The organism is Thermococcus sp. MV11, assembly GCF_012027285.1.
GTDB lineage: Archaea > Methanobacteriota_B > Thermococci > Thermococcales > Thermococcaceae > Thermococcus > Thermococcus cleftensis.
Window position 1 is genome coordinate 67,493 of the sequence record NZ_SNUD01000002.1, and the last position, 25,013, is coordinate 92,505.

The 25,013-nt window shown below is 56.9% G+C and carries 31 protein-coding genes; 3 read left to right on the forward strand and 28 right to left on the reverse strand.

Annotated features, from left to right (window positions below; all coding sequences use genetic code 11):
• Positions 1–6: 6 nt before the first annotated feature.
• The 23 genes from E3E27_RS05695 to E3E27_RS05805 all read right to left on the reverse strand — a co-directional run bounded on the left by E3E27_RS05695 (position 7) and on the right by E3E27_RS05805 (position 14,502).
• Positions 7–561, reverse strand: coding sequence for a 50S ribosomal protein L6 (locus E3E27_RS05695; RefSeq protein WP_167773830.1), 555 nt, complete (start codon positions 559–561; stop codon positions 7–9).
• Between the two features lie 10 nt (positions 562–571).
• Entirely contained in the window at positions 572–964 is a 393-nt protein-coding gene (locus E3E27_RS05700) for a 30S ribosomal protein S8 (protein WP_014788457.1), read from the reverse strand.
• An 11-nt stretch (positions 965–975) separates the two neighbouring features.
• The gene (locus tag E3E27_RS05705) at positions 976–1,146 is read right to left on the reverse strand and encodes a 30S ribosomal protein S14 (RefSeq protein WP_012571038.1); all 171 of its coding nucleotides are present in this window, start codon (positions 1,144–1,146) and stop codon (positions 976–978) included.
• Position 1,147: 1 nt separating this feature from the next.
• On the reverse strand, positions 1,148–1,699 hold the full coding sequence (locus E3E27_RS05710; RefSeq protein ID WP_014788458.1) for a 50S ribosomal protein L5: 552 nt from the start codon (positions 1,697–1,699) through the stop codon (positions 1,148–1,150).
• An 11-nt stretch (positions 1,700–1,710) separates the two neighbouring features.
• Positions 1,711–2,442 (reverse strand): 30S ribosomal protein S4e, encoded by a 732-nt coding sequence (locus E3E27_RS05715; protein WP_014788459.1) that lies wholly within the window; start codon positions 2,440–2,442, stop codon positions 1,711–1,713.
• Entirely contained in the window at positions 2,442–2,807 is a 366-nt protein-coding gene (rplX, locus tag E3E27_RS05720; RefSeq protein ID WP_014788460.1) for a 50S ribosomal protein L24, read from the reverse strand. Before rplX ends, E3E27_RS05715 begins: the two co-directional genes overlap by 1 nt.
• A gap of 10 nt (positions 2,808–2,817) precedes the next feature.
• Positions 2,818–3,243, reverse strand: coding sequence for a 50S ribosomal protein L14 (locus E3E27_RS05725; RefSeq protein ID WP_014788461.1), 426 nt, complete (start codon positions 3,241–3,243; stop codon positions 2,818–2,820).
• Positions 3,244–3,248: 5 nt separating this feature from the next.
• Positions 3,249–3,584, reverse strand: coding sequence for a 30S ribosomal protein S17 (locus tag E3E27_RS05730; RefSeq protein WP_014788462.1), 336 nt, complete (start codon positions 3,582–3,584; stop codon positions 3,249–3,251).
• Positions 3,581–3,958 (reverse strand): ribonuclease P protein component 1, encoded by a 378-nt coding sequence (locus tag E3E27_RS05735; protein WP_083830184.1) that lies wholly within the window; start codon positions 3,956–3,958, stop codon positions 3,581–3,583. The genes E3E27_RS05730 and E3E27_RS05735 overlap by 4 nt, the downstream gene beginning before the upstream one ends.
• On the reverse strand, positions 3,844–4,110 hold the full coding sequence (gene yciH / locus E3E27_RS05740) for a stress response translation initiation inhibitor YciH (RefSeq protein WP_014788463.1): 267 nt from the start codon (positions 4,108–4,110) through the stop codon (positions 3,844–3,846). The genes E3E27_RS05735 and yciH overlap by 115 nt, the downstream gene beginning before the upstream one ends.
• 36 nt (positions 4,111–4,146) lie before the next feature.
• Positions 4,147–4,347 carry a 50S ribosomal protein L29 gene (gene rpmC / locus E3E27_RS05745; RefSeq protein ID WP_014012554.1) on the reverse strand — a complete coding sequence of 67 codons (201 nt, stop codon included), beginning with the start codon at positions 4,345–4,347 and terminating at the stop codon, positions 4,147–4,149.
• A complete protein-coding gene (locus E3E27_RS05750) occupies positions 4,334–4,966 on the reverse strand; it encodes a 30S ribosomal protein S3 (protein WP_014788464.1) in 633 nt (210 codons plus the stop codon). The genes rpmC and E3E27_RS05750 overlap by 14 nt, the downstream gene beginning before the upstream one ends.
• A 5-nt stretch (positions 4,967–4,971) precedes the next feature.
• Positions 4,972–5,442 (reverse strand): 50S ribosomal protein L22, encoded by a 471-nt coding sequence (gene rplV, locus E3E27_RS05755; protein ID WP_167773831.1) that lies wholly within the window; start codon positions 5,440–5,442, stop codon positions 4,972–4,974.
• Positions 5,443–5,452: 10 nt separating this feature from the next.
• Positions 5,453–5,854, reverse strand: coding sequence for a 30S ribosomal protein S19 (locus E3E27_RS05760; protein WP_167774046.1), 402 nt, complete (start codon positions 5,852–5,854; stop codon positions 5,453–5,455).
• A gap of 5 nt (positions 5,855–5,859) precedes the next feature.
• On the reverse strand, positions 5,860–6,579 hold the full coding sequence (locus E3E27_RS05765) for a 50S ribosomal protein L2 (RefSeq protein ID WP_088864071.1): 720 nt from the start codon (positions 6,577–6,579) through the stop codon (positions 5,860–5,862).
• 13 nt (positions 6,580–6,592) lie between these two features.
• A complete protein-coding gene (locus E3E27_RS05770; protein WP_014788468.1) occupies positions 6,593–6,853 on the reverse strand; it encodes a 50S ribosomal protein L23 in 261 nt (86 codons plus the stop codon).
• Between the two features lie 6 nt (positions 6,854–6,859).
• Entirely contained in the window at positions 6,860–7,627 is a 768-nt protein-coding gene (gene rpl4p / locus E3E27_RS05775; protein ID WP_014788469.1) for a 50S ribosomal protein L4, read from the reverse strand.
• Positions 7,628–7,637: 10 nt separating this feature from the next.
• Entirely contained in the window at positions 7,638–8,681 is a 1,044-nt protein-coding gene (locus tag E3E27_RS05780; protein ID WP_014788470.1) for a 50S ribosomal protein L3, read from the reverse strand.
• A gap of 1 nt (position 8,682) precedes the next feature.
• Entirely contained in the window at positions 8,683–9,453 is a 771-nt protein-coding gene (locus tag E3E27_RS05785; protein ID WP_014788471.1) for a putative RNA uridine N3 methyltransferase, read from the reverse strand.
• A 566-nt stretch (positions 9,454–10,019) separates the two neighbouring features.
• Positions 10,020–11,399: an ATP-binding protein gene (locus E3E27_RS05790; protein ID WP_371731561.1), complete on the reverse strand. Its 1,380-nt coding sequence runs from the start codon at positions 11,397–11,399 to the stop codon at positions 10,020–10,022.
• Positions 11,400–11,438: 39 nt separating this feature from the next.
• A complete protein-coding gene (locus E3E27_RS05795; RefSeq protein ID WP_167773832.1) occupies positions 11,439–12,581 on the reverse strand; it encodes an RNA ligase in 1,143 nt (380 codons plus the stop codon).
• 115 nt (positions 12,582–12,696) lie between these two features.
• Positions 12,697–13,245, reverse strand: a complete 549-nt coding sequence (locus tag E3E27_RS05800; RefSeq protein ID WP_014788473.1) for a 50S ribosomal protein L16 — start codon at positions 13,243–13,245, stop codon at positions 12,697–12,699.
• A 90-nt stretch (positions 13,246–13,335) separates the two neighbouring features.
• Complete coding sequence (locus E3E27_RS05805) at positions 13,336–14,502, reverse strand: MFS transporter (RefSeq protein ID WP_167773833.1); 1,167 nt, start codon at positions 14,500–14,502, stop codon at positions 13,336–13,338.
• Between the two features lie 164 nt (positions 14,503–14,666).
• On the opposite strand from E3E27_RS05805, the gene E3E27_RS05810 reads away from it, so the two are divergent.
• Both E3E27_RS05810 and E3E27_RS05815 read left to right on the forward strand, forming a co-directional pair.
• Positions 14,667–15,821, forward strand: a complete 1,155-nt coding sequence (locus E3E27_RS05810) for an alanine--glyoxylate aminotransferase family protein (protein ID WP_167774048.1) — start codon at positions 14,667–14,669, stop codon at positions 15,819–15,821.
• A gap of 29 nt (positions 15,822–15,850) precedes the next feature.
• Positions 15,851–16,636 (forward strand): hypothetical protein, encoded by a 786-nt coding sequence (locus E3E27_RS05815; RefSeq protein WP_167773834.1) that lies wholly within the window; start codon positions 15,851–15,853, stop codon positions 16,634–16,636.
• Here E3E27_RS05815 and E3E27_RS05820 read toward each other — a convergent pair.
• On the reverse strand, positions 16,629–17,210 hold the full coding sequence (locus E3E27_RS05820; protein ID WP_167773835.1) for a Flp pilus assembly complex ATPase component TadA: 582 nt from the start codon (positions 17,208–17,210) through the stop codon (positions 16,629–16,631). The two genes, E3E27_RS05815 and E3E27_RS05820, sit on opposite strands and share 8 nt — an antisense overlap.
• Before the next feature lie 190 nt (positions 17,211–17,400).
• Here E3E27_RS05820 and E3E27_RS05825 point away from each other — a divergent pair, with 190 nt between their 5' ends.
• The gene (locus E3E27_RS05825) at positions 17,401–18,312 is read left to right on the forward strand and encodes an asparagine synthetase A (protein WP_371731562.1); all 912 of its coding nucleotides are present in this window, start codon (positions 17,401–17,403) and stop codon (positions 18,310–18,312) included.
• A 20-nt stretch (positions 18,313–18,332) separates the two neighbouring features.
• Here E3E27_RS05825 and E3E27_RS05830 read toward each other — a convergent pair whose 3' ends face one another.
• From E3E27_RS05830 to nuoE, 4 genes are all read right to left on the reverse strand, one after another.
• Entirely contained in the window at positions 18,333–19,715 is a 1,383-nt protein-coding gene (locus E3E27_RS05830; RefSeq protein WP_167773836.1) for an ATP-binding protein, read from the reverse strand.
• Positions 19,716–19,850: 135 nt separating this feature from the next.
• A complete protein-coding gene (locus E3E27_RS05835) occupies positions 19,851–22,709 on the reverse strand; it encodes an NAD(P)-binding protein (RefSeq protein WP_167773837.1) in 2,859 nt (952 codons plus the stop codon).
• A 1-nt stretch (position 22,710) separates the two neighbouring features.
• The gene (gene nuoF, locus E3E27_RS05840; RefSeq protein WP_167773838.1) at positions 22,711–24,513 is read right to left on the reverse strand and encodes an NADH-quinone oxidoreductase subunit NuoF; all 1,803 of its coding nucleotides are present in this window, start codon (positions 24,511–24,513) and stop codon (positions 22,711–22,713) included.
• Positions 24,506–24,970: an NADH-quinone oxidoreductase subunit NuoE gene (gene nuoE, locus E3E27_RS05845; protein WP_167773839.1), complete on the reverse strand. Its 465-nt coding sequence runs from the start codon at positions 24,968–24,970 to the stop codon at positions 24,506–24,508. Before nuoE ends, nuoF begins: the two co-directional genes overlap by 8 nt.
• Positions 24,971–25,013 lie beyond the last annotated feature (43 nt).

Below are 25,013 nucleotides of genomic sequence, written 5' to 3' on the forward strand. Positions count from 1 at the left end.
CACACCTCAGAACTTTATCGGCTTACCAGCCTTCTCAACGATGTAAATTCCGTCCTGGAAGACGCGCCTGTCCCACTTGGTTATCCTGGTGGCCTGTTCGATGTTGGCAGCGGTCTGGCCGACCGCCTCCTTGTCGATGCCCTCGACGATGACCTCCTGACCGCGAACCTTGACGGTGACGCCCGGGAGTATCTTGGCCCTCCTCGGGTTCTTCTCACCGAGGAAGTTCTCGATGACGACCTCGTCCCCCTGAACCTTGACGGTCATGGGGAAGTGGCTGTAAACGACCTTGAGCTTGTAGGTGAAGCCCTCGGTGACGCCCCTGATCATGTTGGCAATGTGGGCCTTGAAGGTCCTGGCTATCGCTATGTCCTTCTTCCTCGGGAACTCCTTGTAAACGACAACCTTGCCGTCCTCGGTGAAGATCTTAACCCCCGGGTACTTGAGCTCCCTCTCAACCTCTCCCTTCGGTCCCTTGACCTTGACGGTGTTGCCCTCAACGGTGACCTCGACTCCCTCTGGAATCTCAACCTCTTCCCTTACCCACGCGTCTATCGGCATCGCTCTCACCTCAGTAGACGTAGGCTATCAGCCTTCCGCCGATTCCCTTCTCGATGGCTTCCTTGTGGGTCATGACGCCCTGGGAGGTCGAGACGATGAGGATACCGAACTCGAAGGCGGGAAGGAACCTCTTCTCCCAGGCCTCGAACTCCCTGGCTTTGACCGGGAAGCGCGGCTTTATTGCGCCAGCCTTGTTGATCTTGCCTATGAGCTGCACCCTGTAGATGCCTGCCCTTCCATCGTCTATGAACTCGAACTCGCCGATGTAGCCGTTCTCCTGCATAACCCTGAGGACCTCTCCCATGAGCTTGGAGGCCGGCTTGAGGTAGACCTCCTTCTTCCCGACCCTCTCGCTGTTGGTTATGTGGGAGAGAGCGTTCGCCAGCGGATCAAGTAGAGTCATCTCCTCTCACCTCACTCGTACTTCTTAAAGCCCAGCTTGGGGGCTATCTCTCTAAAGCAGTGCCTGCAGAGCATAAGGCCGTGTATCCTGATTATCGGCCCGTACTGGCCGCAGCGCACGCACCTTCTCGCGCCCTTCCCAAACTTTCTGGGCTTCCTCTTGTTGTAGTCAGCCTTCGCCATCTCACAATCCCTCCACGGTGACCTTAAACTCCTCCATAGCGAAGACGATACCCTCCTCCTTGGTCAGCTTGTGCCTGTTCGGTATCTTCTTCCTCTGCCTCTTCCTCTTGGCGACCCTGAATCCGGGCCTCTCGAGGGTGACGCAGACGTCCATACCGAAGATGCCTATCTCCGGGTCGTACTCGACGCCGGGTATGTTGATGTGCTCCTGGATTCCGAAGCAGAAGTTGCCGTGCTCGTCGAAGTTGCTGGCTTTGAGCTTCCTGTCTACGGCCTCAAGGAGTCTGTCGAGCATCTCCTCGGCCTTCTTGCCGCGGAGGGTGACCTTGACCGCTATCGGCTCGCCGCGCCTGATGCCGAAGTCCTTGTTGGTCTGCTTGGCCCTTCTCCTTATCGGCTTCTGGCCGACGAGTCCCTCCAGCATGGTCTCGGCCTTGGTAAGCCTCTCACCGCTTTCGCCGACACCAATGTTTATGGTGACCTTCGCAATCCTGGGCCTTCTCATCGGGTGAGCTTCCCAGTCTGCAAGGATGGCCTCTCTGTTGATCTGCATCTCATCTCACCTCACGGAAGGGAAATCTCCGGCTTGTCCTTACCAACGACGAAGGCGTACTCCTTCAGGGTATCGAAGAGCTCGCCGTTCTCGTCCTCGATGGTGACGACGTCCGGCCAGCCCATCGGGAACTGCCTGACCTCGACGACCTTACCCTTCCTCGCGACGTTCTTACCCTGGGTAACGAAGACGTAGGCACCGACCTCGAACGGGAGAACTTCGATGACCTCCCTGTCGGGGACCTTCATGAGAACGGTGTAGGCGGTCATGTACTTGTCCTTCTCGTCGATGGTGACCAGGTGGTTGCTTCCGTCGTGGAGGTTGAGCTGAACCTTGGCTCCCTTGACCATGCGCTTGTTGCTTATCCTGAGCGGCTTGATGTTGGCTTCCTTCTCGCTTATCGGGTGGAGTATGAGCTTACCGATCCTGTTCGGAAGAACCCTGTAGTGCTCGCCGGTCTCGGGAATAGAGATGACGTCCATGATTCCGACCGGGAACTTGTAGTCCTTCCTAACCCTGCCATCAACGAGTATCTTGCCCTCGTTGAGTATCTTCCTAGCCTCGCGGGCGGTCCTGGCGTAGCCGAGGTAGTCCCTCACGATGTAGAGCAGGGGTATCGAGGTCTTCATACTGTGCGGACCCGGCCTCGGCCTGACCGCCCACTTGTAGGCCTTCCTGTGTATATACCACTGATTGGGAGCGGCAAGCCTCTTAAGGTGCCTCTTGGCTCCTTTCCTCGCCATCAACCAGCCCTCCTATTAATTATCTTCTCTCTCCTCTCATCGTCGAGGTTGAGCTCGATTATCATAACGTTCGACGGGTGGAGCGGGTAGAACACCTCGGTCCCGTCGGTCCTCTTCTGGGTGACGCCCTCAACGTGTATCCTGTACCTCTTGAGATCCACCTCAACGACCTTTCCTTCCTTGCCCTTGAAGTCGCCGCGCATAACGCGAACCTTGTCGCCCTCCCTAATGGGCATGCTCCTGATGCCGTACTTGTTCCTGAGCTCCTTGCTCAGGGTGGCGGCCATTATCTTGCTCCTAAGGTGAAGGGGAGCGTTGTAGAGGAACTTCCTCTGCTTCCTCGGCTGCCTGGTCTTCAACTCCATCTTTCTCACCTCACAACACTATGCTCGCTATGCTGCCGAGCCTGACCCAGCGCTCGGCGGCCTCCCTGGCTATGGCACCTCTAATCTCGGTTCCCCTCGGAACACCCTCAGGGGTAACTATCGCTGCCGCGTTGTCCTCGAACTTGACGCGCATGCCGTCAAGGCGCCTGTATTCCTTCCTCTGCCTGACAATAACCGCCCTGACGACCTGGTGCCTGATGTCGGGCCTTCCCTTCTTGACGGTGGCGACGACCATGTCGCCGACTCCAGCGCTAGCGAGCCTCCTCCTGGTGCCCTTGTAGCCGACGACGCCGATTATCTGGATGACCTTGGCGCCGCTGTTGTCGGCAACCTTGAGGTAAGCGCCTATTGGGAGAGCGCGGGTCGGCCTGACTGGACTAATTCCTCTCGTAGCACCTGCACCCTTCTTCGCCATTCATATCACCTCTCGCCAGCCCTCTTGGTAACGGCAACGACGACCCAGCTCTTGGTCTTGCTTATCGGCCTGGTCTCGGCTATGAGGACCCTGTCACCGACCCTGGCGTTTATGCACTCGGGGTTGTGAGCGTGAACCTTGCTCCTCCTGAGCTCATACCTCTCGTACTTCTTGAGGTAGTGGTAGTGCTGCCTCTCGACGACGACGGTCTTCTTGCCCTTGTCGCTGACGACTATTCCCTCGAAGTACCTGCCGTGTATCTTGAGGTGCCCGTGCCAGGGGCAGTGGGGATCGTCACACTTCTCAGCGGGAGGCTGAACCTTCAATCCAATCTCTCTCATTTTCGCCACCTCTTCTTCAATCTCATCTCGGGTCTTCCAATCAGCTCTTTTCCGTTGATCCGGATTCTCTTATCGCCAACCTCAAACTCGAGCTCCACCACGTCCTTCGGGATAACCCAGACCCTCTCACCGCCGATGGTGAGGGTGTTCCTAGTCTCGTCAAGGACGTAGCCCTCGATGCCAACCAGCTCTGGATGAGATGCCCTTATAATTTTTGCTTTCAGCCCTATAAGCTCGCTCCAGATTATGTTTTTCTGGTTCACTCGACCTCTATGAGCTCCTCTGAAAACCCAAGGTCTGCGAGCAATTTCTTGACCCTTTCTCTGTGGTCGCCCTGGAGTTCTATCCTTCCCTTCTTTACAGTCCCACCGCATGCCAGCTTCGCCTTCAGCTTCTTTGCTATGTCCTCGAGGTCAAACTCCTTCTCGTCTATGCCCTCGATTATGGTTTTAAGCTTTCCGTATCTGGCCTTCTCGATGTAGACCCTAATCCTCTGTTGCTCCTTCAGGACCTCCTTAAAGAGCATCTCATCCAGAGGGTTAACAATCCTTGGCACCGAACCTCACCTTTTCTCCCTAAGCTTCTCCTTCTTTATGGTAAGCAGGCGCGCTATGTCGCGCCTGAGGTTCCTTATGACCATGGGGTTCTCGATGGAGGCCCCCATGGTGAGCACACCCCTCTCCTTGGCGAGCTCGAGGCGGAGCTCCCTGAGCTTCTTGTCTATCTCCTCAATGCTCATCTCCCTAATCTCACTCGGCTTCATTGGTGCTCACCTCTTCCTCCTGAACCTTCTCAAGGACCTCAATCTCGTCCGGGAGCTTGGCGTCGGGCGGCATGATGGAGACCTTGACACCTATGACACCGAGCTTGAGCTTGGCCTGGGCATAGCCCTTGCTGACAAGGGTCTCGGCCGGGTTGCCAACCTTGGCGAGGTAGCCCTGGTAGAAGCGGACGCTCTTTGCCCTCTCTCCGGTGAGCTTTCCGCTCAGGCGAATCTCAACGCCCCTTGCACCGTTCCTCATGATGGCCCTGATTGCTGAATAGGCAGCCCTCCTGAAGTGGACGCCCCTCTCGAGGGCCTGGGCAAGCCTGACGGCCTGAACCTTGGCGTTGAGGTAGGGGTTCTTGATCTCCTCAACCTCGATCTGGGGGTTCTCAAGGCCGAACTGCCTCTCAAGGATCCTGGTGAGCTCCCTGATGCGCCTTCCACCTCTGCCTATGACGTAGCCGGGGTTGGCGGCGAAGATGGTGACCTTGGTTCCAAGGGGAGTCTTCTTGATGTCTATTCCACCGTAGCCCGCCCTGCGGAGCTCCTTCTCGAGGTACTCGTCGATGAGCATCTCCTTAACGCCTTCCTTGATGAAGTATCTCTCGATCGCCAAAAGTCTCACCTCCTAACTTCCTCAACGACTATCTCGATGTGGGTGGTCTGCTCGTTGAACGGCGTGGCCCTGCCGAAGGCCCTCGGTATGTAACCCCTGAGGACGGGCCCCCTGTGTGCCGCGGCGTGGATTATCCTGAGCCTGTCCGGGTCGAGGCCCTTCTGCTCGGCGTTGTTCTTGGCGTTGAGGAGGACCTTCTTAACGGCCTTGGCGACCTTGACCGGGTAGCGTCCCGGACCGAAGCCCCTGCCCGGCTTGTGGCCCTGGCTGTCGTTGAAGCGCCTCATCGGAACCGGCCTTCTAAGGTTTATGACGTCGTCGAGGTAGCGGAGAGCGTCGTTGAGCATCATGCCCCTTATCTCCCTGAGGAGCTCGACGCTGTGCTTGGGGGATATCCTGAGATCCCTTCCGCTGGCGCGAGCCATTCTATCCGGGTCAAAATTTTGGAATGAGTAGGAAAACCTGCCCCTGCTCATCTAAACCACCTCACTTGACCGCCACGAACATCGATGACCTGGTCGCACCGACACCCGGCGAGCCGTGCTGGACGACCTTCCTCGTGAGGGCGAACTCGCCGAGGTAGTGGCCTATCATCTCCTCCTTGATCTCAATCGGGACGAACTCCTTTCCATTGTAGACGTGTATGGTAATGCCGACCATCTCGGGGAGTATGACCATGTCCCTGCTGTGGGTTCTTATGGGCTTCTTGTACTTGCCCTTCTTGGCGAGCCTTATCTTCCTCAGGAGCTTCTTCTGCTCCGGGGAAAGACCGCGCTTGAGGCTTCTCCTCTGCCTGGCCGGGAGGAGCTTGGCGAAGTCCTCCAGTGACATGTTGAGCAGTTCCTCGAAGGTGTAACCCCTGTACCTAAACTCCTTCTTTCTCGCCATCTTCATCACTTCCTCCTACCGGTTCTTCTCGCGGCTATGTGACCGACCTTCCTTCCGGGCGGGGCGCGCCTCGAAACGGTGCTCGGCCTTCCTATGTGGTGCTCCTTACCACCGTGCGGGTGGTTCACCGCGTTCATCTTGACACCCCTCGGCTTCGGCCAGAACCTGTTCCTGGCCTTGGCGATGTAGTAGGCCTTGCCCGCCTTGACGATTGGCTTCTCGAGCCTTCCGCCGCCGGCGACGACACCTATGGTGGCCCTGCACTCGGGCTTGAACTGCTTGAGCTCACCGCTCGGAAGCTGGACTATGACCTTGTCCTTCTCCCTGCTGACGACGAGCGCGTAGGCACCTCCAGCGCGGACGTACTTGCCGCCGTCGCCCGGAACACCCTCGATGTCGTAGACGTAGCTTCCCTCAGGTATCATCGCGAGCGGAAGGGTGTTGCCTATCTTGATCGGGGCGTTCGGGCCTATCGCTATCTCCTCGCCAACGAGGAGTCCCTCGGGGGCGATGATGAGCTTCTCCATACCGTTCTCGAACTTGACGCGGGCGACCGGAGCGGTCCTGCCCGGGTCGTGGAGTATCTCGACGACCTTGCCGACTATAGTCTTCTCCTTGGTAATGTTGAGCGGAACGTACCTGACGGCACCCCTATAGCGGTGGGAGGGGGCCCTAAAGGTCGTGGTTCCCTTACCTCTCCTCTGCTGGATCAAACTCTTTCCCATCTCACTCACCCCGTCAGAACAATCCTATCCTTGCGGCAACCTCACTTGCGCTGTACTCAGGCTTGAGCTTCACGTAGGCCTTCTTCTCTCCCCTCATGGTTATGAGGGTGTTGACCTTCTCGACCTTGACCTCGAACATCTCTTCCACGGCCCTCTTGATGTCCTGCTTGGTGGCTCTCCTGTCAACTATGAAGGTGAGCTTGTTCTCGTTCTCTATCATCGCCACGGCCTTCTCCGTGACGACCGGCTTGATGATGACCTTGTACGGATCCATCTCTCATCACCCGTAAATCTCCCTAAGCCTCTCTATGGCTCCCTTCGTCCATATGGTGAGCCTTCCGGGGTGGGTTCCCGGGGCGAGGAGCTCGGCACTGAGGTTCTCAACGGTGACCACGTCAACGCCCGGGTGGTTCCTCGCGCCCTGGACGATGCCCTCGTTCTTGGCAACGACGATGAGCGGGCCCTTGGCCTTCTTGTAGCGCCTTCCGCGCATCTTACCCTTACCGGCCCTTATCTTGGTGTTCCTCTTGGCCCTCTCGATGTCGTCCCAGACGCCGAGCTTCTTGAATATCTCCCTGGTCTGGGCGGTCTTGAAGACCTTCTCGAGGTCGTCGGTGACCACTATCGGAACCTGCGGGACGTTGTCAACGATGTGGCCCCTGGCCCTGACGAGGTCGTAGTTGGCCGTAGCCGCTATCGCGCTCATTATGGCAAGCCTGCGCTCCTTCTTATTGATGTCCTCCCAGATGATCTTCTCGACCTTGGGCGGGTGGGTTCTCCTTCCACCCCTCGCGAAGGGTACGAAGGCGGCAAACCTCGGGGAGGTCTTTATCCTCTCAACCCTGGCCATTCCGTGGCCCTTGCCTATGTTCTCGGTGACCCTCCTCTTGCCGGCCATCGGGTCCCTGCCCTGGGGCTGTATCCTGTGGGTCCAGGAAGCGATGACGGCACGCCTGATGAGGTCGGGCCTGTAAGGAGTGCTGAAGACCTTTGGAAGCTCTATCTCCTCCACCGGCTCGCCTTCGAGATTGAAAACCTTAACCTTCATCTATCTCACCTCACTGCTTGGACTCCCTACTGACGTAGGTTATCTGCGGCCTCTCAACGGGCGGCTTCTTCTTCGGCGGCCTTATGGCAGGCCTGACCCTGATGATCCTCTTGAAGGAACCAGGCACGGTGCCCTGTATCATGAGGAAGTCGCTCCTTATTATTCCGTAGTGCGGGAAGCCTCCCTTCGGGGTGATCTCGATCTCGTTCTTCTCGTCGAGCTTGAGCTTGCCGTTCTCGCCTATGGCTATGAGTCTCTTGTTGAACTCGGTCCTGTGGTGGAAGCCCATCTGGCCCGCCTGCGGGACGGTCCACATGACCCTGGTCGGGTGCCACGGACCGAGGTTACCGATGTGCCTGCCCTTTCCAGCGCGCTGGGCCTTGTGGAACTGTATCTTGACACCCCAGCGCTTGACCGGGCCCTGGGTTCCCTTGCCCTTGGTGACCGCTATGACGTCGAGTAGCTCGCCCTCGTGGAGAACCTCGCTCGCGCGGAGCTCCTTGCCGATCTTCTCCTTGGCGTAGTCGAACTTGGCCCTAACGTCGTCGCCACCGATGGCGTACTCCATGACCTCGGGCTTCTTCTTGAGCTTGATGAGCCACGGCTGGGTGTGGACGAGAAGGCGGACGTCAACTATCTCGCCGTCGTTGACGAGATCCTCAAGCTGGCCGAGCTTGGCCTTGAAAGCCTCCTCGTCGTAGTTCTTCGGCAGGGTCTTTATGCGCCTCCTAACGTAATCGTTGAGCTCGTGGAACCAGACCTCGGTAGCCGTTTCAAGTCCGAGGTAGCCCTGCCTGTAGGCCCTGATGCCGTAGACGAAGAGCGGCGGGACCTCGACTACCGTGACCGGCATGAATATCTCCTTGCCCTTGGTGAGTCCTGGTCTGTCGTCTATCATAAGGACGTGGGTCATACCGGCCTTGTAGCCGGCGAAACCAAGCATCCTGACCTCACTGTCCTGCGGCCACTTTCTGATTCTCGGGACTATGCTCTTGGCCCTCTTTCTTGGGGAGTAAGCCAGTGAACCTCTCCTTGGCCTGTGTATTTTTCCCATCTCAATCCCTCCTTATGAGATTAAACACCGCGAGTGTAGCGAGGAGTGCCTCCTCGGTGCGGACTGTTTTAGTCCGCTGATTTGGAACGGTGTTGAGGATTAGATCAAAGTCATATTCCTCCTCGCCGAGGAGCTCCATCACGCCCTTCCTCGGTGAGCCGAAGACGAATCCGACCTCCCCCTCGAGCGGGGGAAGCTTCACCTCCCTGACGTCGCGACCCCTCCTTGAGGTCGCGATGGTCAGATCCAGCCTGGCCTTTTTAAGTGTTTTTGCCAGTGACTTCCTCGTGAGATGCACCCTGTATCCCCAGTACTTCTCTGGCTTCGCTGGCACTACCCTGAGCGGCCTTACCGAGACGATTCTGAAGGTTGTGCGCCCTTCAACGTCCCCCTCCACCAGGGCGAGCTCGTCGAGGCCGATGTCCGCGTAGACCCTTCTGCCCTTCCGGAAGGCGAAGCCCTCGCGGATTTCCCCAACCCTGGGCTTGCCTTTGAGCTTGTGGTGGGGCGTCCTCAGCGGCGGGATAACCCCGACGTACCTGAGCTCGGGCATCAGCGGGAACAGCCTCTTCCTGAGGTACTGGGGCGTTTCCGCGTACTCCAGGATCGTCTTGATGAATCTCCCGTCCCTGCCGCCCGCCCTGTATATCCAGACGTGCTCGACGCCGAATATCGCGCAGCTCCTGGCTATCTGTCCAACCTTGTACGTCCTGATTTTTGGGTCGTCGGTTTCCTCGAGGAGCGAATCGGGAATGAAGACGTGCCAGGCCATTTTTCCGTCATCCTTCGCTGTGCTAACTTCAACGCTGAAGTGGGGTCTATGGAGACTATTTAAAAGGCTTTCGAACCCTTCCACCCTTTTTTGGGTTTGGAGGTATACAAATTTTTTGCAAACGAAAGACAAGGGGGCTCCGCCCCCTTATCTCTCTGTACTCTCAAACCCCCGATGTGGGGCTACGCCCCACAACCCCGTTTTTTCTAAACCTCCGGGGGGCTATCGCCCCCACACCCCCTTATAGCCCTTGCTTCGCATGTTGAGACTTTCGCCTCAACACGTCGGGAAGCTTCGCTTCCCACAAAGCGCTGGCGGAAAAAGTGCGTGCGATTATAAGAATGCCTTGTTCGTGAGTGGTTACCTCTTGATTAGCAGTTTTACAGTGTTTCACCCCTATGTTCTCCAGCCACTTTAACCGAAAGGGAACTCTTTTGGTCAAGCTTTTTCCAAAAGCTTCCTGTACTCTCAAACCCCTGAAGTTGGGCTATGCCCCACGTTAGGAAACTTTGCAGGGCAAAGTTTCTTGGCCAAGCTTTGTGCAAGCAAAGGTTGGGAGGTGCAAGTTAGAGCTTCTCAATCTCCCTCAGCCTTTCGAAGTCCTCCAAGTCCCATACGAGCCAGCCCTCTTCCCTCAGTCCATCTTTTCCTTCGACTTTTTTAGCGACCAGTCCGCAGGACTTATCCCATCCGTCCAGAGCAACCAGCCCGGTCTTCCTCTCCAAGTCCTTTAGTATTCCCCTGGCTTCCCTCTCGCTCAGCTCCTTCCACTTCACCTCAACGAAGAGCGCTTTTTTCTCCCCCTCGCTCAACGCCACCAAATCAATCTCCTCGCTCTTGTGCCACCACCTGCCAACCTTCGTGAACATGAACGGCAGGTTTCCGGACTTGTTCAGCTGTATGAGGAACTGCTTGGAGACCTCCTCAAAGGCCCTCCCTATGTAGGTGTTGAAAGCCCCCCAGTCCATCTCAAACGTCCCAATCTCTATCCGCCCCCTGTTGGGCTTCACGAAGCGGAACCAGAATTCAAAAAAGCGGTCGTTAATGTAATAGCGCGCCTTCCTGCTCCTCTCGGATTCCGTGACGGGAACCTCGCGCCTCACGAGTTCGAGAGAGGTTAGGGTTCTGAGGTACTTTGGCATATCCTTCGCCTCGATTCCCGCGAAGTTCGCAATCTCGCTGACCCTGTGCTTTCCGAGAGCAATCGCTTCGAGAATGAGGTAGTAGCGGTGGACGTCGCCGAGTTCCTCCCTCAAAATGAACTCGGGCTCCTCGTAGAGTATGGACGTAGGCGAGAACGCCACCCTCAGGAGTTCCTCCTCGAAGTTCTTCCCCTCAAAGAGCCTGAAGTACATGGGCACGCCACCGGTGACCGAGTATATCCTCACGACGGTTTCGATGGGCGCGTTTTTGAAGTACTCACGAACATGGAAGAAGTTCAAAGGTTTAAGCTTGAGCTGTGCCGTTCTCCTGCCGTAGAGGGGGTTGCCGTAATCCATGAGCCCCTCCATGAGGCCGATTATCGAGCCGCTCAGGATCAGGAAGAAGCGGTCGTCGAGGATTTCGTCTATCACGTGCTGGAAAACGGCGGGAGTGTTCTTATCGGCAAGCAGAAGATACGAGAACTCGTCTATAACGACCACCAACCTTTCCGGGGCCCTAAGCTTTATCAGCTCAAAGGCCTCCCGAAAGTCCCTCACCTCCAGCCCGGGAAGTCCAAGAATCCCCGCCGCCTCCGAGTAAAACCGTCTCGCGTTCGACTCCAGTCCGTCCCTGTCGGCCAGGAAATAGAGGGCGTTTTTCCCCCGAATGAATCTCTTCACGAGTTCCGTCTTCCCAACCCGTCTGCGCCCGTAGAGAATCAGAACCTCTTTTTTGCCGGAGGAATGGAGCGACTCAAGGAATGCCAGCTCACCCTTTCGATTGACAAACATTATCTTCACCATGATAATCTTGTGAAGGATAATAATTTAAGCCTTTCGGCCTCAGTCCACAAACGCTAATCCGTTCCACAGCTCCCTCATCTCCCGCGTGGCGTCGGGATAAACGCGCTTGAAGGTTATCTTCCAGTAGCCGTTCTTCAGGTCCTCGATGTCCTCGATGTGTATCCTGACCCCAAGCCTCTCGAAGTGGGTCACCATTTTATGTGCGGTGCTGATGCTCTTCACCCGCACCGTGAAGACCTCCTCGACCTCACCGCCGCTGGCAACCTCGTGGATGCTCTCGACGAAGGGCCCTAGGAGGGCCTTTCCAAGGGCCCTGGCGTACCCGTCGAACTCCTCCCCCTTCACCTTCCTCTCGGCCAGGTAAAAGGCGAGGCGCTTGACGCGCGCCATGAAGTAGCCGTGGGGCAGGTCAAAGAATATGTGGGAGCCTATCCTGATGTCGTTTATGTTGGCGTAGGGGGTGACGTATTTCGCGATTCTCTTCATGTCGGGTGTTTTCATGACGATGCCCTCCCTCCTCTCGCGGCTGAGCCTCTCGATTAGCTCGTACAGCTCGTCGATTTTCGAGCGGTCGTAGACGCCGAAGGTCTCAACGTGCTCGATGCCGTACTCCTCCGCCAACTTGAGCCTCTCCTCCACTGGAAGGCTCCGTCCCGTTCCCTTCTCCTGTACGTCAAAGAGGAAGAACCGGACGTCCTCCTTAACGTATGGGGGTCCCTCGACAATGTACGGACTCTCCGGTCCGGCCATCTCTCCCGCCAGGACGAGGTTCGGGTAGTCCCTGAAGAACTCCTCGTTCACGAAGTCGAGTATTCTCTCCGTCGTGAAGGGGCAGACAAAACCACCCCTCGTGAGGGCAAGAATCTTATCCTTCACCTTCACGACGCGCACGTTGTAGCCGTCCACCTTCTCTTCGACGTAGAAGGGTCTGCCCTTGAAGACTCGCCTTATTCCGTTCTCCAGCTGAACGATGCGCTTTATGTGGGGGAAGCCCAAAACAACGTCGCCGTTCTCAAAGACCACCGTCCCGCGCCGGAAGCCTTTGGCGGAGTCACGGAAGCGAACGTACCTGATGCCCCCAAATTCGTCCTCAACTATGCCGCCCTTGCCCTCCAGAACGTTAAGGCGCTCCTCCGGGACGCCGAGCTTGAGGAGCATGGCCTTAAAGTCGGAACTTACCATCGTCCCACCGACCTAATTTGGACGGCATCGTTAATAATCATTATGAGTATATGACAAACGCACACCAATCCTGGAATCACAACAGAGAAAAGGGCAAGATAATAGGGAAAATGATTCAGCGCTTCATCGTGGAGAGGACCTTGGTGGTGACGTCGTTGCCTTCCTTGTCGTATATCCTAAAGTAAGCGCTGTAGGGGAGCTTCATCTTGGCCCTGTGCATGGCACCGAGGGCGAACTTGAGGTGGTTCTCGTTCACCCAGACGGTGAGTATCTTCTGGTCCTTCTTGACGCGGGCGGCAAGGCCAATCGGCTTTCCGAAGGGCCTGCGCATACCGTTTCCGTAACGGTCGGCCTTCCTTCCGGTTGCCATCGGGTTCTCGCGGAGAACCTGGAAGGGGTAGACCCTTATCTTGAAGTGGTAGTTGCTCCTTCCGACGTTCTTCTGGAGGTACCTGTTCACCTGGATACGAATGGCCTCAAGGGCGTTCTGCCTTATCTGCATGGCCTGCTCGGCGTGAAGGCTGACCTCGTATTCAAACTCGGCTGAGAGGTTGCCCATGTCGAAGATCGTTATCTTCGGTCCGGGCGCGCCGCGTATGTACTCCCTCCTCGTGTAAGCGGGCTTATCAACGTCCCTATCAATCTTGGCTGGTCTCAGTCCCATTATCTCACCTCCAAATGAGCGTAAGCTAAGCCTAAACTTAGCTTGACCTCGCTTTTATAAAAGTTTTGGAGCGCTTGCTCTCATCAGGGATTATTTGCCACGACCTTTAAGCTTAACGCTCTGCCAGAGCAGTGCCACTGACACCGGAAGAAACGCCAGCAGGGCGAGGTTGAGCGTTACAGCACCGTGGAGCTCGCCGAGGGAATAGGCAAAGCCGAAGAGCATGCCGCCTATGAAGGTCGATAGGTTCTGAACCGCGTTTACCCCTCCTATCGCGAGGGAGGAGCGGTGGTAGGAAGCGAGAACCTTTCTCGATATCGGCCTGAAGCTCTGGAAGGCAAAGAGAGCAAGGAATATCCCCAGGAAAACCGTAGGAGCTGTCTTCACGGCCGCCAGAAGCGGAGAAACCGCCGCCATAATGGAGGTGAGCAGGACCATTCTCCTCTCGCTCCTGACGTCGGCGAGCCAGGAAGCGAAGTAGCTCAGCATCGCGGAGAGAAAGCCAGCCCAGCCGATGAGCGTGGCCGTCCTTGCCTTCTCCAACCCCAGGGCCTCAGAGACGTAGACGTAGGTTATCTCGCCGGAGGTGAAGGCAACTATTACCGCCATCAGCGATGCGATTATCAAAATCCTCCTCGGGTCGAGGCTCGGCCCCTCTCCACCGGGAGTCTCCTTTCTCCTCGGCGTTATCAGCCCGTAGAGGAGGGCGTAGCTGGCAACCATTATCAGGCCCGTGAGGACAAAGAAGGCCGAGGAAATCCACATCTGGCCCCCAAGCCCCAGGTCTATGGTGTAGGCGTAGACGTAGTTCCCGAGGAGGGAGGCTATGCTCCCGAAGAAGAAATACACGGCAGTTACCCTCGCCCTTATCTCCTTGGGCGTGGCAACGGCTATTACAAACTGCGCCATCGGCCAGCTCAGACCGTTGAGGAAGCCGTTCAGGAGCTTTATCCCGGCGACCTGAAGCCAGCTCGAGGTGAGGGGGTAGAGCTGAACGGCTATTGCATTTCCCATCATGGCAATGGCCCCTATGTAGACGAGCCTTTTCCCCCTCTCGAGGAACCAGCCCCCGAATATCGACGAAAATGCCCTCGCGAGCACGAAGGACATCGAGACTATCGAGACTGAGAGCATGGAAGCCTGGAGCACATCACGGGTGTAGAAGGCTATCGCAGGCGTTGCCAAGCGGAAGGCTATCGTCCCCGTGAAGGCCGAAATGATGAGCAGGACTATCCCAGCCAGGCGTCTCCGTTCCATCAGACCACCTTCTAAGCGTTAGGGCGTAGCTTTTAAAAGTCTTAGTAGGGTTGAAAACTTTTCATTTATGTTCACGGGCAACGGAAAAAGCTTCAAAAACCCTGCCAAAAGCCGGGGAGAACCCTTTTATAGACTCCTCCTCAACTCCCGCCGAGGTGATTGCGATGGAGCTGAGGTTTGATATGCAGTACGAGGAGGCTTACAGGGAGCTGTACGAGCTCGTCAAGCCAAAGTACAAGCTCTTCACCGCCGGACCCGTTGCCTGCTTCCCCGAGGTTCTCGCGATAATGAGCGTCCAGATGTTCAGCCACCGCTCTGCTGAGGCAAAGGCCGTTCACGTTGACACCCTTGAGAGGCTCAAGAAGTTCCTTGAAGCTGAGAAAGGCGAGATAATACTCTTCCCCAGCTCCGGTACAGGATTCATGGAGGCCGCGGTCAGGAACACGGTTCCTCACGGCGGAAAAGTTCTCGTCACCGTCATTGGCGCCTTCGGAAAACGCTTTGCAGACGTCGTCGAGGCCAATGGAAGGAGAGCGATAATCCTCGAGAAGGAGCCGGGAAAAGCTATCAAGCCGGAGGAGCTCGACGAGGCCCTCAGAAAGAACCCCGACGTTCATGCCGTGACCATAACCTACAACGAGACCTCGACCGGCGTGCTGAACCCGCTCCCCGAGCTGGCAAAGGTCGTCCACGAGCACGACAAGCTGCTCTTCGTCGACGCTGTTTCCGCGATGGGCGGTGCAGACATAAAGTTTGACGAGTGGGGCCTCGACATGATATTCGCCAGCTCGCAGAAGGCCTTCGGCGTCCCGCCGGGGTTAGCTGTTGCTGCCGTCAGCGAGAGGGTCTTTGAGATAGCGGAGAAGATGCCCGAGCGCGGCTGGTACTTCGACCTTCCGCTCTACAAGAAGTTCAACGAGAAGAAGAAGGGAACGCCCTCAACGCCCCCGCTCCCGCAGGTGTTCGGCCTCAACGTCGTGCTCCGCATTGTTGAGAAGATGGGCGGCAAAGAGGCCTGGCTCGATATGTACAGGAAGAGGAGCGAGATGATACGCGAGGGCGTCAAGGAGATGGGCCTCGGAATTCTCGCCGAGCCGGGCTACGAGAGCCCGACCATTACAGCCGTCGTCGTCCCCGAAGGAATGAAGGGCGTTGACGTCTACAACGCCATGCGCGAGAGGGGCTTTGAGCTCGCCAAGGGCTATGGAAGCGTCGCCGAAAGGACCTTCCGCATTGGAAACATGGGCTACATGACCTTCGAGGACATCGAGGAAATGCTCGCCAACCTCCGCGAGGTCATAGAAAAGCTTAAGGGTTGAGCCCCTTTCCCTTTATTCCAGTGAGGGGCATGATATCGAAGAGATGGATAACCGCATGGCTCATCCTGAACTTCCTCATATTCTGGTTCGTCGGCTTAGCTTCGAGCGGCTACTCCATGGAGGGCTACCTGCCCGGAGAAAGCGACAAGGTAGATCAGTACGCCCCCGTTGTCTACACCGCCCCGGACGACAAGCCCGTCGGAATCCTCTACATGGTGGACTACGACGGCGTCATCTACTATTACATCGTCTGGGAGGACGAGTACTTCAGCAACTCGCTCATAGACAAGCTCTACCGCTTCTTCCGCGGCCTCGTCTACGGCGGGGCGACGCAGGACATAGAGGTAGTAAAGGTGAACCCGGACAATGGAACCTTCTACTTCCAGACCTACGGGCACACCAACGTCAACGGACAGCTCCTCGATAACGGCAGCTGCCTCTGGATCGAGGAGAACACGGTCGTCCCCGACTGCGCCGTCAACGGGACGCACGTGAAGGTCTACGTGGTTACCTGGAACCACATGCTGTCCCTCCTGCCCGAAAACGGGACGGAGAGGGTCGTGCTCCCCATGAGGCACATGACCCCGGACGACTACGTTGCCCTCGGAATGTTCAGGAGAACCCAGTATTCGATGGCCGGCATAACCTTCGACTCCCTCTTCCTGGCCATAGTGGCGACCCTGGCATTCAACGGGGTGATGTTCGCGGCCTGGAGGAAGGGCTACTTTACAAGAGAACGGCAGAGGAAGGTCAGAAACGAAATCCATGACGGCTGGAGAAAGGTAAAGGAGTGGCTGAAAGGACGCTCTAAATAACGGGCCTGAGCTCCCCGTTCTTTACCTCATAGATGCGGTTTATGCTCTTTCTGCCTGTCCTGAAGTCCCTTTTGAGCTCCACGACGATATCAAACTTGTCAAAGGTCTCGTCCTCTATGCGGAGCCAGTGCTTAACCTCGCCCTTTATGTCGTCGGTCAGCGCGAGGGAGGTCACTATGAAGGCGTAGTCGTCTATCAGTTCCCTGAAAACCCTGGCGACATCTACCGTGTGAAGGGTGTCTATGACCACGTAGTCCGGGTTCAGTGCCTTGATTTTTGAGATGACCTCAGAGGTGCGCCTCTCCAGGGGCTGGCTGTCGAACTTGGTATCCACCACAACGATGTTCGGCTTGAAGGGCTTGAACTCCCCGTAGGCGGTTATAACGGCCACCTTCCAGTCGCCGGGGATGAAGTGCATCAGCGCCTCAACCAGCTTGGTCTTTCCGGAGCGGCTGGAACCAACCACGAGGATGTCCTTCTTGGAGAGAATCGCGTTCTTCAGAACCTCAAACTGCTCCTCTGTTGCGGCGCCGTAGCGGATCAGGTCCTCAGGCGTGAATATGTACACTCCCATGTTTTACCACCATACAGGGTTCTCGGCCGGCGTTATAACGCTATCGCCGCAGGGCTTTGATAAACGTCAAATAAAGCGCAATATATCGTCATATATTCAAAAATCATCGCAGTTACATGTCATATCTTGCCCAAAATCCAAAAGTTTTTGCACAAAGGCCATAAAGGAAAAAGTCAGTGACAGAAATCAGGTGATAAACATGAACGTTCTCCAAATTGTGACCAGAAAAATTGAACCAATTATGGAAGTTCAGACGAGGGTCATTGACTATATGACAAGATACATGGTGAGCCAGGGCTTCAAGTGGATGCTCCCCGTGATGCTCAGCTCCATAACCGACCCCCTCTGGCCGGATCCAGCGGCGGAAGAGGCGCTGAAGCCGCCTGAAGTCGAGGTCTACGGTTCCAGGCTGAGGCTGACCCACAGCATGATACTCCACAAGCAGATGGCAGTTGCGATGGGCATCGATAGGCTCTTCGTCCTCTCGCCCAACATCAGGCTTGAAGGTCGCTCGGCAGACGACGGCAGGCACGCCTACGAGTTCACCCAGCTGGACTTTGAGATGGCCGGCGCGAGCATGGACGACGTTATGGGCCTAATAGAGGGGCTTATAGGCGGACTGTTCAAGGAGGCCAGGGGCTGGGGGCTCGAAAGGGAGGTGCCCAGAGTTAAGCCGCCCTTCAAGCGCTTCACGCTGGAGGAGATAAAGGCGGAGTTCGGAGATGAGGACGAGGCCAGCAGGGTTATGAAAGAACCCTTCTGGGTCACGGACATCGAGAGGGAGTTCTACGACAGGGAAGATCCGGAAAGACCCGGTCACTTCAGGAACTACGACCTCTACCTGCCGGAGGGCTACGGTGAAGTTTCGAGCGGTGGCGAGAGGGAGTGGGAGTACGAGGTCATCGTCAGGAAGATGAAGAGAGCCGGCATAAGCCTCGATGCTTTCAGACCCTACCTGGAGGTGGCTAAAGCCGGCCTGCTGAGGCCGAGCGCCGGAGCGGGGATAGGAGTTGAAAGGCTCGTCCGCTACATGGTGGGGGCGAAACACATAGCCGAAGTCCAGCCGTTCCCGAGGATTCCGGGCGTTCCGGCGGTGATCTGAGGGGCAAACGTTTCGAAAACTCAGAGCCCCTCCACCCCTTTCAGCCTTTCGAAGTCCCCCAAATCCCAGGCGAGGTAGCCATCTTCCCTCAGCTTCTCTTTGTCTTTAATCCTCCTCGCCACCAGGCCATAGCTCTTCTCCCAGTCATCAAGACCAACCAGCTCAGCCTTCCTTTCAAGGTCCTTCAAAATCCCACTCGCTTCCCTCTCCCCCAGGCTTTTCCACTTCACCTCCACAAACAGCGCCTTCCTCTCCCTCTCGTTCAGAGCCACTAAATCGATTTCTTCTCCTCTGTGCCACCAGCGGCCTATTTTGGTGAACCTGAACGGTAACTTTCCGGCCCGGTTCAGCTCCACGAGGAACTCCCTGGCGATGCCCTCGAAGGTGAAGCCGAGGTAGCGGTTGAAGCTCCGCTCGAAATGTTCAATAGCCACATCCGGAATGCCGAGCTCGATTTCCTCCTTGAATGGGTGGACGAAGGTGTAGTAGAAGGCAAAGTAGTTGTCCTTTATGAAGTAGCGGGAGTTCCTCCGCCTCTTCTTTGCCGTGGCCGTGACCGGCAGTTCCCTCCCAACGATGCCGAGGTTTATCAGTATGCTCAGGTAGCGGGTCAGCTTCGAGCCGTCAATTTCCGTCGCGGTCTTCAGCTCGTTGAATGAGCGGTAGCCGTAGCTTATTGCCTCAAGTATCGTGTTGTAGGTGCTCAAATCCCTGAGCTCGTAGCGGAGCAGGTACTCAGCTTCCTCGTAGAGAAAACCCCTGCCAAAGAACTCTCTCCGTACGTTCTCTTCAGGCGGAAGCGAGGGGTCGAGGCGGAGGAGGTACTCCGGAACACCGCCCACCGCGCCGTAAACCTTGACGTCATCTTCGAGGCTGTAACCCGGGAAGAACTCCCCCACGTAGCGGAACTTTAAGGGCTGAACCTTCAGGGAGAGCGTCCTCCTGCCATAGATCGGGCTCCCGTAGGAGGTCAGCTCCTCCATCATTGAGACGCTTGAGCCGCAGAGGACAAGGCTGCCCTTCCCCACGAAGTCCCAGTACTCCTGCAGAACGCCGAGGATTCTCGGGTGGTTCCTGACCAGCACCTGAAACTCGTCGAATATCACCACGACTCCCTCGGGAAGCCGCTCAAAAAACTCCTCGAAGGAGCTGACCGGGCGTCTGAGGAGAGAATCATCCCCCGTCAGCGAGAAGAGCTTTGCGTTGAGGGACTTTAAGGTTTCCCTCGGCTCTTCCTCCTTGCACAGGTGGTAGAGGGTTTCGAAGCCCTTCGAGGCCTCGATGAGAAGCCGCGTCTTCCCGACTCGTCTCCTTCCGTAGACCACAACGAGGGCGCCCCTTTCAAATGCCCTCCTCAGGGTCGCGATTTCCTCCTCCCTGTCAACGAACTTTTGCGTAATCATGATTATATAATCGTCATTATGCTATTTAAAAACTTCGGAGAGCATTTCCAACTTCCAGACGGATTCCAGATGACTAAACCAGAACCTACCTATCTCGGAAAGGTCTGGAAGAAAGTGGGGAGGTAAAGACAAAAATCACTCAAAAAGGCCCAGCGGCGAGTAGCCCTCCCTCGCCCTCTCCATTTTCAGCTCCATTCCGAGGGCGTTGACTACCGTTCCGCTCTTCTCCGCCCACACTCCGGCCGGAATCACGAGGACATCTCCAGGTAGCTCCTTCGCCGGCCTGCCCATGACCACGTAGGCTTCGCTCTCCGGGATTCCCTTAACGCCGGCCTTCAGCAGTCCGGCCGCGTTGACGCCTTCGTGCAGGATCAGTGTTGGCACTTCGAGCGGCTCCGCCGGGCCCTCGAGCACAGCCAGATCATAGTTCTCCTCGACGATTTCCTTCCCCCTCAGCAGTATCTTGAGGAGCGGGAACTTCTCCGGGCTGGCCTTCAGGAGAACCCTCCTGGCGTTTTTGATGTCCTCCAGCGTTGCCGTCGAGGAGCCTCCGTTCACCGTTGAGCCCACTGGAATACCCTTCCTTCCGGCAAACTCCTTCAGGAAGGCAATCTCCTCGTTGGTTAAGTCGGGAGTCAGAATCAGGGCGTAGCTCCTCTCAGCTATGAAGTGCTTTGCCTCCTCCCAGCTTACGGGCTTTCCGTTGAGGAGCGGCTGGGTTAAATCCTCGGCCCAGGGTCTGGCGAAGCGGCAGTGGTCGCAGATATGCCTGTTCCATGAGTCAGCTATGCTCGATGCCCTGACGAGCATGCCGTCGTAGACTTCGACGTTCATCTCGCAGGCGAAGGAGCAGCCGTTGCAGACGGTCTTTACCGGCTTCGTCTTCCACGGGCCGGGCTTGACGAAGGGGAGCTTTTCGGTTATGGCCCCAACGGGGCAGACGTCAATCATCTCCCCGATGAACCTGCCCTCCATGTTTCCGAGGTTCTCTCCAAGTGGAGGCCCGATTCTCGTGGCAAAGCCCCTGAACAGGTAGTCAAGGACGCCCTCTCCCGCCACCTCATGGGTGAAGTTGACGCACTGGCCGCAGAGGACGCACTTGTTGTTGTCGAGCGTCACCCACTGATGGCTCTCGTCTATTTCGAACTTGTTCTGCTCGCCCTCAAAGGCGTACTGTTCGGCACCGTAGAGCGTGGCATACTCCCTCAGCTTGCAGCGGAAGACCTCCATACAGCCGCAACTCATACAGCGCTGGGCTTCCTTCAGAACCTCCTCCTCACTTAAGGCCGGCTCGACCTCCTCGAAGGTCTTCTTCCTCCTTTCCGGTTCGAGGAGCTTGACCTTGGCCCTAGGCAGCCTCTCCACACCCTCGTAGTCCTTCTCCGTGACCTTCTTCCAGTGGTTGTAGGGCCTGAGGTCAAAGAGAACCCTATACAGGTCGTCGTCGCTGAGAACCTCCTCTATGTGCTTCTCAGGCTCGGTAAGCACGGCCTTAGCCTTGTCAAGCTTGCCCTTGAGGTAGAGGTCTATCATTATCGCGGCCCTTCTTCCCGTCGCGATGCTCTCGATGACGGTTGAGGGTCCGAGAACGAGATCGCCGCCGGCGAAGACCCCAGGAATACTCGTCTGAAGTGTCACCTCATCAACTACAGCCTTTCCGCGCTTCGCCTCAATGCCAAGGCTATTCAGGAACCCCTCGTCGCAGTACTGACCTATGGCGAGGATAACGTTGTCGGCCTTAACGCGGAACTCTGAACCCTCTATCGGTATCGGCCTCCTCCTGCCGCTTGAATCCGGCTCGCCGAGCTTCATCTTCACCAGCTCGACTTCCTCGACTCTGCCGTCCCCAAGGATTCTGACCGGGTTGGTGAGGAACATGAACTCAACGCCTTCCTCCATCGCCTCCTCGACTTCCCTCTCGTTGGCGGGCATCTCGGCCTTTGAGCGGCGGTAAACGACGGTAACCTTTGCACCGAGCCTTAAAGCTGTCCTCGCCACGTCCATCGCGGTGTTTCCGCCGCCGACAACTATGACGCGCTCGCCGAGCTCGATCTTTTCGCCGGTGTTGACCTTTCGGAGGAACTCTATGCCGTGCATAACTCCCTCAAGCTCCTCGCCCGGAATTCCCATCCTTCTGCTTCTCCAGGCGCCAACGCCGAGGAAGACGGCATCATAGCTCTCGCGGAGCTCTTCGAGGGTAACGTCCCTTCCGAGGGCAGTGTTTGTTTTCACCTCGATACCCGTGTTTATCACCGTCGCGATGTCCCTGTCGAGGACTTCTCTTGGAAGCCTGTAGGGCGGAATCCCGTAGCGCATCATTCCGCCGAGCTCGGGCATGGCCTCGATTATCGTAACCTCGTGCCCCATGGTCCTGAGGTAATAGGCGCAGGCAAGGCCAGCTGGTCCCCCGCCGACGACGGCTATCCTCTTCCCTGTCGAGGGCGGTATCTCAGGCATCCACGGGCCGTGCTCGAGGTCGTAGTCGGCGGCAAAACGTTTGAGCTGCCTTATCGCCAGAGGTTCATCCACGAGGTTCCTCCGACAGGCGTCCTCACAGAAGGCAGGGCAGACCCTTCCGAGGACCGCCGGAAGGATGTACTTCTCCTTCATCAGCTTAACAGCCTCGTGGTATTTGCCCATCGCTATGAGCGCCAGGTAGCCCTGAACATCGCTGTGCGCCGGACAGCCGTCCTGACATGGGCCGATGCAGTCGCCGTAGTGGTCCGAGAGGATGAGCTCAAGCGCGGTCTTTCTCATTGAGACGACTTCATCGCTGAGGGTCTCTATCTTCAGCCCCTCCATTGGTTTGAGCGTGCACGAGGTTGTCACTCCTCTGGGCGTTGAAACGAGACAGAGCCTGCACGAGCCGTAAGGGTCGAGCTCGTTCGTGTAGCAGAAGCCCGGGATGTGCTCCCCGATTTCACGCAGGAAGTCTATGAGCGGCTTCCCTTCGGGAGCGTCAAGCTCTTTACCGTTCACGATGATTTTGACCATTTCACTCACCCCCCGCATCGACTATCTCGATGGCGTTGAACCGGCACACCTCGTAGCAGGTCCCGCACTTGATGCACTCGTCCTGGTTGATGACGTGGGGCTTGAGCCTCTCGCCGCTTATCGCCTTCACCGGGCAGAAGATCGCACATGCCGTACAGCCGGTGCACCTGTCGGCGATTATGACGTACCTGATGAGCGGCTTGCAGACCTTGGCCGGGCATTTTCCTTCGATGTGCGCTAAGTACTCGTCCCTGAAGTAGCGGAGCGTTGTTAGAACTGGATTTGGTGCCGTCTGGCCGAGGCCGCAGAGAGAGCCGGCCTTGACCTGGTAGGCGAGCCTTTCGAGCTTCTCAAGGTCTTCCCCGGTGGCCTTGCCCTGGGTGAACTTGTCCAGAATCTCCCACATCCTCTTTGTTCCGAGGCGACAGAAGGTGCACTTCCCGCAGGACTCTTTCACGGTAAAGTCCAGGAAGAACTTGGCGACATCGACCATACAGGTGTCCTCGTCCATGACCACCATTCCGCCGCTCCCCATTATTGCACCGGTTGCGTTGACGCTCTCGTAATCAACGGGAGTGTCAAAGAGGTACTCCGGGATACAGCCACCTGAAGGACCGCCGAGCTGGACGGCTTTGATTTTCTTGCCAGTCTTCGTCCCGCCGCCGATATCGTAGAGTATCTCCCTCAGGGTCATGCCCATCGGAACCTCGACGTTTCCGCCGTGCTTTATCTTGCCTGAGAGGGCGAAAACCTTCGTTCCTTTGCTCTTCTCCGTTCCGATTGAGGCGTAGGCCTCCCAGCCGTGCTTTATTATCCACGGCACGTTTGCCCACGTCTCGACGTTGTTGATGTTCGTGGGCTTGCCCCAGAGGCCTTTTTGAGCCGGGTAAGGGGGCCTCGGCCTCGGCATTCCACGCCTGCCCTCTATTGATGCTATCAGAGCGGTTTCCTCACCGCAGACAAAGGCCCCGGCACCTTCCTTGATGACGATGTCGAAGGAGAACCCCGAGCCGAGGATGTCCTCGCCGAGGAATCCCCTCTCACGCGCCTGCTTCAGCGCTATCTTCAATCTCCTTATCGCGAGCGGGTACTCGGCGCGGACGTAGATGAAGCCCTTGGTTGCTCCAATCGCGTAGGCGCCGATTATCATGCCCTCTATTACCCTGTGCGGGTCGCCCTCAAGGACGTTCCTGTCCATGAAGGCTCCAGGGTCGCCCTCGTCGGCGTTGCAGACGATGTACTTGACGTCGCCCTTAGCCTCGCGGGCGAACTTCCACTTCAGTCCCGTCGGGAAGCCCGCGCCTCCCCTTCCCCTCAGGCCGGACTTCATGATTACGTCTATGATCTCCTCGGGCTCCATCTTGAGGGCCTTTTTGAGGGCCTCGTAGCCGCCAGCAGCTATGTACTCATCGATGTTCTCGGGGTCAATGTATCCCGAATTCTCGAGCACTATCTTCTTCTGCTTGGCAAAGTAGCCGTCAACGTCCCACGTCTTTCTTTCCCCGTTCTCCCACCAGTCGCGCTTGACCACCCACTCCTCTATGGGTTTCCCATTAATGACGTGCTCCTCTATAATCCTCGGAACCTTCTTCGGATCGACGTGGCCGTAGGTGATTATCTCGTCTTCGGTGATGATGTCCACGAGAGGCTCGCGGTAGCACATGCCAACGCAGCCGACTATCTTGAGCTTCACATCAAGGTCTCTCCTCTCAAGCTCGGCCTTTATCGCCTCGTACGTCTCTTTGGCTCCAGCCGCTATACCGCAGGAGTTCATGCCGACCGCTATGGCCTTGATTTCAGACATCGAGCTTCCCCTCCCTGAGCTTTCTCATCAGCTTCCTCACCTTGTCAGGGTTCAGCTTGCCGAAGACCTTCTCGTTTATCATTATCACCGGGGCAAGGCTGCAGCAGCCGAGGCAGGCGACGCGCTCCAGCGTTACAAGGCCGTCCTCGGTCGTCTGACCCTCCTCAATCCCGAGCTCCTCGGTTATGGCCTGCGCTATGTTGACGGCACCGTTGACGTGACAGGCAGTTCCGTGACAGATCTTGACGACGTACTTCCCGAGGGGCTCGAAGCGGAACTGGGCGTAGAAAGTCGCGACCCCGTAGACCCTGCTGAGGGGAATCCCGAGGTAGTTCGCAATCTCTTCAAGGGCCTCCCTAGGAAGGTAGCCAAAGCGCTCCTGGGTTCTCTGGAGAAGAGGGATTAGGGAACTCGGCTCCGGCGGATAAGAGCGCATGTAATCGAACGAGGCTTCCATCTCGCATCACCACGGGATTTCTCAAAAGAGTCTCAACTTCAAT